Annotated in this window: 4 protein-coding genes and 4 pseudogenes; 4 read left to right on the top strand and 4 right to left on the bottom strand. The window is 66.3% G+C overall.

Annotated elements, in window-relative coordinates:
* Together H305_RS0136745 and H305_RS55320 are read left to right on the top strand one after the other, a co-directional pair.
* Nucleotides 1-238, top strand: a pseudogene (locus H305_RS0136745) (epoxide hydrolase); the annotation flags it as partial.
* Between the two features lie 124 nt (nucleotides 239-362).
* Nucleotides 363-449, top strand: a pseudogene (locus tag H305_RS55320) (transcriptional regulator); the annotation flags it as partial.
* Between the two features lies 1 nt (nucleotide 450).
* Here the strand turns inward: H305_RS55320 and H305_RS55315 are convergent.
* Nucleotides 451-585 (bottom strand): annotated as a pseudogene (locus tag H305_RS55315) (DNA-binding protein); the annotation flags it as partial.
* A 1,215-nt stretch (nucleotides 586-1,800) separates the two neighbouring features.
* Between H305_RS55315 and H305_RS0136740 the strand changes: the two are divergent.
* Complete coding sequence (locus H305_RS0136740; RefSeq protein WP_028804842.1) at nucleotides 1,801-2,139, top strand: MerR family transcriptional regulator; 339 nt, start codon at nucleotides 1,801-1,803, stop codon at nucleotides 2,137-2,139.
* 408 nt (nucleotides 2,140-2,547) lie between these two features.
* Nucleotides 2,548-2,844 (top strand): annotated as a pseudogene (locus H305_RS48155) (transposase); the annotation flags it as partial.
* A gap of 400 nt (nucleotides 2,845-3,244) precedes the next feature.
* Here H305_RS48155 and H305_RS0136730 read toward each other — a convergent pair.
* From H305_RS0136730 to H305_RS0136720, 3 genes are all read right to left on the bottom strand, one after another.
* Nucleotides 3,245-3,793 carry a hypothetical protein gene (locus H305_RS0136730; protein ID WP_028804841.1) on the bottom strand — a complete coding sequence of 183 codons (549 nt, stop codon included), beginning with the start codon at nucleotides 3,791-3,793 and terminating at the stop codon, nucleotides 3,245-3,247.
* 55 nt (nucleotides 3,794-3,848) lie between these two features.
* Nucleotides 3,849-5,096 carry a NucA/NucB deoxyribonuclease domain-containing protein gene (locus H305_RS48150; protein WP_234021380.1) on the bottom strand — a complete coding sequence of 416 codons (1,248 nt, stop codon included), beginning with the start codon at nucleotides 5,094-5,096 and terminating at the stop codon, nucleotides 3,849-3,851.
* A gap of 61 nt (nucleotides 5,097-5,157) precedes the next feature.
* Nucleotides 5,158-6,402 carry a hypothetical protein gene (locus H305_RS0136720; protein ID WP_234021379.1) on the bottom strand — a complete coding sequence of 415 codons (1,245 nt, stop codon included), beginning with the start codon at nucleotides 6,400-6,402 and terminating at the stop codon, nucleotides 5,158-5,160.
* Nucleotides 6,403-6,973: the final 571 nt, after the last annotated feature.

Raw genomic sequence — 6,973 nt, 5'->3', positions numbered from 1 at the left:
CGCCCGCCTCTACGCCGAGAACACCACCCCGTTCTTCGGCGCCAAGGGCGTCAAGATCCCGGTCGCCGTCAGCGTCTTCCCCGACGAGCTCTACGAGTCCCCGAAGAGCTGGTCCGAGCAGGCCTACCCGAACCTCGTCCACTACAACCGGCTTCCCAAGGGCGGTCACTTCGCCGCCTGGGAGCAGCCGGAACTCCTCGTCAACGAGATGCGTAACGGCTTCCGCACCCTCCGCTAGTCCTCATCCTTTGAGGGTTTGCTGAGGCGTTAGCACCGGCAGGGCGGTTGAGCAGCTCCGATGTGAGCCGCTCAGCCGCCCTCCTCATTGCACCTGTACCGCGTAGGTATGTCCTGCTTACGCCGAAGCGATGGCCGCCCAGCTCGGCTATCTGCTGACCACCGGCGCACTGCCAGCCGTGGCCCTCGGCGTGATCCCCATGTCGGCCCAGGCTGCTCGAGCGCCTTCAGGTAGAGGACGATCTCCGAGGACTGCGTGATCTTCACTTCCGCCGACAGGAATTCCACCGACACAAGGGTGTCGTCGTACACGTGGAACGTCTCGAGGGGCCACTGCGGTCGCTTGCGAGGTGGGCGTACGGCCCCGGCGCCCGAAGCGGCCCCGCATCCATCCAATGGGCAGGCTCACGCCTCGCCCGACCGCGCGCGCCGGGCCGTTTGCGGCAGGCGGGAGAGCAGAACACCGCCGAGGCCAGGCGGTCGACCCCGACCGCCCACGCCACCCCGCACTGCGGACACGAGGCCATCACGCCGGCCTTCACCGCCCCGGTCCGAGTCCTCGCCCGACGCATCCGCCGCCAGTGCCTCGAACGGCAGGCCGACTCACAGAACACCGCCGTCGACTTCGCCGACGGCATCAACGGCCCACCGCACCCCCGGCACAACCTTGGCCCGCCCCGTCGACCGCGACGACGACCTCCTGAGCCACCCCGCTTGTGTCCCACCCGCCTGCCCAGCACAGCCCGTCTCACCGTGTCGTTGCTCGAGGTCGATTACCTCACCGGCGGACACACGGAAATCTATGTTGGCTGGAGTAGACATTGGATGGTTGCCTGGTTATGGTTTCTCTCGTAGCCGAGATCAACGGGGCCTGGCAGAGACGAACTGCCGGCCAGCAGTACACGCAGTTGCAGTGCGCAGGACGGTGCGGTGGTGGAGTTGCGAAGCCAGGGATGTTGCAGGACGGCGACGGGACTGACAACCGGACCGGGCGACCCGCAGTGATCAGGGGTCGCCGTGAGCAAGGCTGCAGTCAACGCAGTGGCCTTACCCGTAAGTGCAGTTCGCAGTACCCAGCAGTGAAGTCAGTGAGCAGCACCTCGGTGAAGGCGTCGGCTGCGGACGCGCGCACCGGGAAGTTCGGCAGTGGGGTTCTAAGCCAGAGCAGACGCAGGACGGGCGACGGGGCTGGCTGCCGAAGAGTGGCGCTGTCGTAGGCCACTGAGCGGTTCGCATCACCAGCAGTACGCAGTAGAGCAATACCAGCAGTACGCAGTCCCCCCCGTTTGGTAAGTAGTTGAACACCGAGGGAAGAACGGAGGAGCCGAGCGCCATCAGGATCGCCCGGGCGGAAGTCTTGAGCCCGGGTACCGCAGGACATCGATAGTGAGGTGGTCTTCGGTCAAGCAACCGCGATCCCCGCACCCCCGACAGCATCCAGGTCGGGTCTGCGGAAACAGCAGGTCGGCGCAGTACCAGGGCCGGCAGATGGTGTAGCAGTTCCTTCGGGGCCCTGACGCCAATGGCGCCAGGGCCCCTCCATGCGTTCCGCAGAGAGGTGCAATGACAGCAGACGACTCGTACGGCCGTCTCGATGACGACGACTACCCCGCCTACACCATGGGCCGGGCCGCCGAAGTGCTCGGCACCACCCAGGGCTTCCTCCGCGCCATCGGCGAAGCCCGCCTCATCACCCCGCTCCGCTCTGAAGGCGGCCACCGCCGCTACTCCCGCTACCAGCTGCGCATCGCCGCCCGCGCCCGGGAACTCGTCGACCACGGCACCCCCATCGAGGCCGCCTGCCGCATCGTCATCCTCGAAGACCAGCTCGAAGAAGCCCAGCGCATCAACGCTGAATACCGCCGCGCCGCCGAATCAGCGAACCCAACATCCGCGGCCTGACCCGGCCAAGACCTGCACCTCACCCAGGAGCTTCGCAGCCGCCGCCCACGCACGCTGCCCGGAACGCTTACGTTCCGGGCAACGTCAAACAGGCACTCAGCTTGTTCTTTAAGGTCCGGCTGGGATGTCAGAGTCATCGCATAGGGTCCTGGCGATGGGGCCGGTACCGGGGCCGCCAGCACCGAAGAACGGCAGCCTCCCTGGTCTGCGCGGGGGTGGTTACGGCCCAACCGGCGTCCAGGCATCAGTTGAGGGCCACGAGTGCAGCCCGCCAGCCCGGCCCCATCCAGCGGTGCGAATGGCCCTCGAACTTGGTCCCTCAGCCGGGAATCCCGCCGACGCCGGGACAGCCCTCGTCTGATCATGTGCTCCGACCAAGTTGCACTGATCAAGACGAAGGCCGTGAGGGTGAGTCTGCTGCCTGACGCCGGTCCCGGGGAAGCGTTCGCGAAGGCGTCGCGCTTCCGGGAAGACCTGTTCGACTGCCTGACCACGCGCGGGGACGAGTTGTTCGAGCTGGTCGACGCGTTGTTGTGCGCGGACGGTCCGGTGACCTCGCTGGTGGACCTGACGCTGGTGGCCGAGCACCGGCGCGGTCACGGCGCGATGTACGAGGCGTTGAACAGCGGGAAGGTGGATGCGCCGCGGCTGCGGCAGGTGCTGGCGGGTCTGCCGATGCCGCGGGCCGCCGACGGGCGCCTGGTCGGTCGACGTACCAAGTGGACGTGAAGGTGGCTCGAGGCGACGAAAAAGACCCTGCCCCGCGGAACGGGACAGGGTCTTCGCAGAGCGCCGGGCAGGCCTTGCACCTGCATCTCCCCGCAGGAAGCGGGACGTCTTTCCTTGGACCACCAACGCATCACCCACCGGTACGACTCCCGCCGACCAGCTCAAGATCAATCGTAGCGCACGCCCAGATCGGTACAGCAGGCCAGCGCCGCGCACGTGCACCGCGCCCGAACCCGGCCGACGAGCGCGCGGGGCAGCCCTACCTGTTCAGGATGCCAGCCGCGTCGACTCAGATGACACTTCGGCACTCCGCGCGCGAGGGCCATACCGGCCTTGACTACATGGTGCGGCCGGCTGGTCAACTCCCGCCGCCGATCTAAGCCCAGTCGTCGTCATCGTCATCGTCGTCGTCGACGGGTTCGGGCTCCCGGATGTAGGCGAGGTCCAAGACGTACCGTTCGGTGGCGGGGCAGTTGTTCCAGGCCTCGGTGAGCCAGTTGTCGGGGGCGTCTTCGGGGAGCTGGGAGATGGTGGTGTCGTAGTAGGCGCCTGCCGCTTGCCGGTCGGTCCACCAGGCGTGGCCCTCGTAGACGCCGGGGCGGGGAAGGACGACGTCGTCGGGGGCGGGTCCGCGGTCGAGCTGTCCCACGACGAGGATGCCCGTTTCGGACTCGATGCTGATGTCGACGTGACCTTCGGCGTCGTCCGGCGGCTCGGGTGGGGTGTCCCAGATGCGGATAGTGATCCGGACGGGCATGTCGGGTTGCAGGCTGAGGCAGTACAGGTGGTAGCCGTTTCCCGCCACCACCTGCGCCTCTGCGGCCTCCAGGGCGGCGCTGTCGCCGAGGAAGGCGTCCGCGTCGTAGACCTCCAGAACGCGGCGGCCGGGGGTTGCGGTGACGTGATGCTCGGCGAGTAGCGCCATGGCCAGTCGGAGCCTTTCAGCTAGTTCGTGATCTTCACGTAGAAGGGGTCACCGTTCAGTACCCGGTTGAGTGTGTACACCGCGTTGATGTACTCCCGCCCTTGCGGTTGTCCGGGCCATCGATCAGCCGGACGGAGAAGCGGTTGTCTCCCTTGGTGGAGCCTTCCTCGGTGGAGGCGAAGGGGTACTCGTCGCACTCCAGGCCGCTGCCGGTGTAGTCCCCCCAGACCTTTTTGCATTCGTGGATGGACTTCTTGCGGTTGGCGTCAACCTTGTCCGGATCAATGACCCGGTGCAGGGGTTCCTTCGCTCCGGGGATCGTCTTGCCGGGCCATGAGGGGAAGGTGCGCTCGGGTCGGTTCAGGGCGTCATAGATGTGCAGGGCACTTTCCTTGGCTTCGGGATCCTTCTGGCTCATGAGCAACTCCACGCGGGCGGCAGTGAAGACGGTGCCCTTGTATTTGCCTGCGGGCTTGCCGGCGTAGTCGTAGCGGACGCTCGAGTGGTAGTTGTCGACGCCACCTGTGTACGGAGTCGAATTGGGCGAGCTGGCGGTCAGGTCCATGACGACGGTGGAGTAGACGCGCTGTTGGTTGCCCTGCTCGAACAGGGGTCCCCTGTCGGGTGAGGTGTAGGTGAGTGTCCACTGGGGTTTGCGGTCCCACGCGCCGAGTAGTTCGTCCCGTTCCTTGGTCTGCGGCTCGGTCACCTGGGGGTTCGGGTCGCTGGTGGAGGCGTTGATGCTCTGGCGGAAGTGCTGGCCGACGCGCCATTTCGTGGCGTCTTCGGTGGGGATGGGCTGGACCCATATGTTCTCGATGCTGGCGATGTAGTCGACGCGGCGGCTGCCGTCGTACGAGAAGCCGAGGATCCACTGGTCGAATTTGAGACGGCCGAGGGTGGTGGTTCCTCGGGTGTCACGCAGGACCAGGTCGTAGGGGCGCTTCTGACAGCTTTCGAAGCGGGATTTGATCCAGCCCGTGGTGGCTTTGGCCTGGGCAGCGTGGCTTGCGCACTGCTGCTTCAAGTCCGGGTCAGGGGAAGCCGGGTCATCAGCCGTGGTCCGGACGAGGCTGCTGGTGCTGTGCGTGTGCAGGTAGTCCCCCAGGGGGACGAGCTGGTCGAAGCCTTGCAGCTGTTCTGCGGGGACAGAGACGGCGTCAACGAAGCCGGCTGGTGTAGATGCGGTGTCATCCGCGGCCAGCGCAGGGTGGGCGCCTGTGGTGACCGTGGCAAGCAGGGCCAGGGCGGTGGCAGTGCCAACACCGCGGGCCAAGCGGGCCAGAGTGATCGGGGCGTTCACGTGAGAGCTCCTTGCATGCGGGCCAGAGCGGACGGATGTCCACCGAAGCCGGTGGCGGCGTTCATGAGGCGTCGCACAGGTCGCCCCAGCAGGCTTCCAGCAACGCGCCGGTGCGTGCGGAGTAGCGGGCGGCGAAGCCGTCGAAGCGCTGGTCGGTGTGCTGCAGGCCGGGAGTGGAGTGCGTCGAGGTCACTGCCCAGGCGCCGCCGCTGCTGCCGTCAGCCTCGGAGCGGCTGATCCGAGGTCCCGTCGGCAGGGCCGGTGGGACAACAGCGAGATCGCCGGCAGGGACGTCGAAAGCGATGGCCGCCTGGTCGCGGATGTCGGCGGCCGTCACGCCCGGATCGGTCGTGGTGTCATCGGCAGCGGCGTCCTGCAGGGCGGCGGCATTGCAGATCCGCGCGGTGGTGACGCACTCGGCCAGGCCGGGTACGGAGGTCAGACAACTGTCAGGGTCGTCGTCCATGCAGGACTGCAGAGCTTGCTGGTCCACGCCATTGAACGTGGCAGGCAGGCTGATGGCCGCGACAACCGGTGCGGCAAGAGCGGCGGCGTGCTGGCGGGGCTTGCTCACCGTCCACTGTGTGAAGGTCGTGCTATCGGTCAGTTTGTTGGTGAAGCAGGAGGGCGGCCTGCTGCTCGAGCTGCAGGCGGGGAGCGTGACCGACTTGGCCACGTTGCGCGTGGCCACTCTTTCCCACACCTTGTTCCCGGTCATGTACTGCATGCGGTTCGAGATCGCCGGCACGTCGATGTACTGGGGGCCGGTGACCTCAAGCCCGACGTCGATCCGGTTGGTCGCGCCGCCCAGCACCTTGAGCTGGCTGGTGGTGGAACCGGCCTTGTTGAAGTCGTACAGCACATCCCACGGGTTGCCGTGGTCCTGACGCACGGTCATGTAGGTGTGGTTGCGCTTGTTCGGCTTGTTCGGATCGACCCCGGCCGTGATGGCCTTGGTGCGTCCGCCGCTGCTGGACAGCTCCGTCCAGCGTGGCCCGTAACTGTTGGTAGTCCTCCCCGTCTTCTGCGCGTAGAGGCCGATCTCGATGTTGGGCCCGTCCGGGCTGCTCGAGGTGTTCGGCGTGACCCGCAGGTAATTCGACGCCTGCACGGTCGCGGAGCCGGTGTCCGCGTGGTCGAACGTGATCGGCACGTTCCGCCAGGTGGCGAACCCGCCGATCATCGGCTCACCCGGCTCGCTGCAGGTCATCGCCCAGTAGGTGATGCGAGCGTTGTAGAGAAGGCTGCAGGCTTGGTTGGGCGCGCTGGCACTGGCCGGCGCAGCACCCCCGAGAACAGTAAGCATGATGGCACCGGCGCACGCCAGAGCCAGTCGCCTCGCGTGTGAACGCGACAAGATTCCCCCTGGAACGATCAAGAATGGTCACAAGGGAACCTATAGTCGATTTTGGTAACTCGCCTGTCTGCAAAGCAGGTTGACACGAACCGAGCCATGAGTGACGTCACATCAAAAGCGACAGACCACAGAGCAACCCTCATCCCCGGTCTCACGTCCCACACACCAAGTGTTCCGCTGCGACAGGCAGAGCATGTGCGTGCCCCGCAGCGACGGTTCGCCGGGGAGCATGGAGAACTCCTCCAGTCAGCCTCCAAGTCGACGGCCCCGGGCAGGGCGTCGACGCGTGTCCGAGACGGTGAGCCTGCGGCTTCGGTGCCCGCAAGTCTCCGGCTGCGCATGAGCGTTCCGACGATCCGAGCCCGGGGACCATCCCCGCGCGTGCGGGGAGCAGACTTCGCGACCTGCATCTTTACCGCGAAAAAGCCACGGCTCGAAGTACTTTCACCGATTCAAATGATTAGCACATATTCCACACTCGACCGCTCGGTATCCCGAGTGCCTGACCAATGCGTCGCTC

It is taken from the genome of Streptomyces sp. 142MFCol3.1, assembly GCF_000424945.1.
In the GTDB taxonomy this organism is placed as follows: Bacteria; Actinomycetota; Actinomycetes; order Streptomycetales; family Streptomycetaceae; genus Streptomyces; species Streptomyces siamensis.
The sequence above is the reverse complement of the archived record's forward strand: the minus strand, read 5'-3'. Positions and strand labels throughout refer to the sequence as shown.